This is a genomic window from Roseibacillus ishigakijimensis (assembly GCF_016595415.1).
Lineage (GTDB): Bacteria > Verrucomicrobiota > Verrucomicrobiia > Verrucomicrobiales > Akkermansiaceae > Roseibacillus > Roseibacillus ishigakijimensis.
The window spans coordinates 1-1095 of sequence record NZ_JAENIO010000104.1 but is presented as its reverse complement, the minus strand read 5'-3'; the positions used below and the strand labels follow the sequence as shown (position 1 = coordinate 1095).

General features: G+C 62.6%; 1 protein-coding gene. It reads left to right on the top strand.

The window, feature by feature from the left end; all coding sequences use genetic code 11:
• Window positions 1-904: 904 nt before the first annotated feature.
• Window positions 905-1095, top strand: a 191-nt coding sequence (locus tag JIN78_RS17415; RefSeq protein WP_234038063.1) for a hypothetical protein, incomplete at its 3' end; no start/stop codon positions are given.

The following is a 1095-nucleotide window of genomic DNA, read 5'->3' as shown; positions in this document are numbered from 1 at the left end:
GCTTTCGTGATCAGTGGAGGCAGCTGCGAGCAGGATTGTTGGTGCGGCGAGATCACAGTCTTGCTGGGACGAGGGCGGTGCGACCATCCCAGGGCGTTGCCCTGGGATGGTATGGGATGCCCCCTTGGGGCGTGGGTGGGGCTTGGGACGCCGGGCCTGCGGTGGGACGGGGCCGACGGGTTCGGTGCTTTGTTGGACGAGATCGGCTCTGGGGCCGACGGGGCGTCGGCGCTACGGGCCGAAAGCTCGTGCCCCGGTAGGGAGGCTTCGCCGTTTACACGCCGAGGCCTCCGCGATTGGCCTGTTCCCACGCTCTGGGCCATTTGATGACCTTTCGCTTAAAAGTGTTTCCGAAAAACCCTCTTTCCGGGGTGTTGGCCTCCTGGGGTTCGGGAGAGAAGCGTGAGAGCCCAGCCCGCTGGGGAGTTTTTCCACAGAGAGATGATTGAGGATGCAACGGTGTTTCGGGGTGGATGATGCTGCGGCTGCTTTCGTGATCATGGGAGGCCGCGGCGAGAATGGTTGTTGGTGTGGCGAGATCTCAACCTTGCTGGGACGAGGGCTGGGCGACCATCCCAAGGCGTTGCCCTAGGCTGGTATGGCATGCCCCCTTGGGGCTTTGGGGCTTTGGGGCTTTGGGGCTTTGGGGCTTTGGGGCTTGGGTTGCCGGGCCTGCGGTGGGACGGGGCCGATGGGTTCGGTGCTTCGTGGGTAGACGTGAGCTCTGGGGCCGACGAGGCGTCGGCGCTACGGGACGAAGGCGCTTGCCCCGGTAGGGAGACTTCGCCGAGGCCTCCGCGATCCGCCTGTTCCCACGCTCTGGGCCATTTGATGACCTTTCGCTTAAAAGTGTTTCAAAACCCTGTTTCCGGGGTGTTGGCCCGGGATGGGATGCTCGATTAGGATGCAAGAAAGGCACGTGGGCTGGGCTACCGGGAAAGCGGGCGCTTGTCCTCCCTCGAACAAGGGGTTTTTGGAGGGGGATTTCTTCCGTTTCCAGGGGGAATTCCGCCCGGACCCCGGGGAAATGGCGATTGGCCAAGGGATCGTTTACTTGTTCCCGGGGGAAATCGATTTTTACCAGGGGGAATTTCT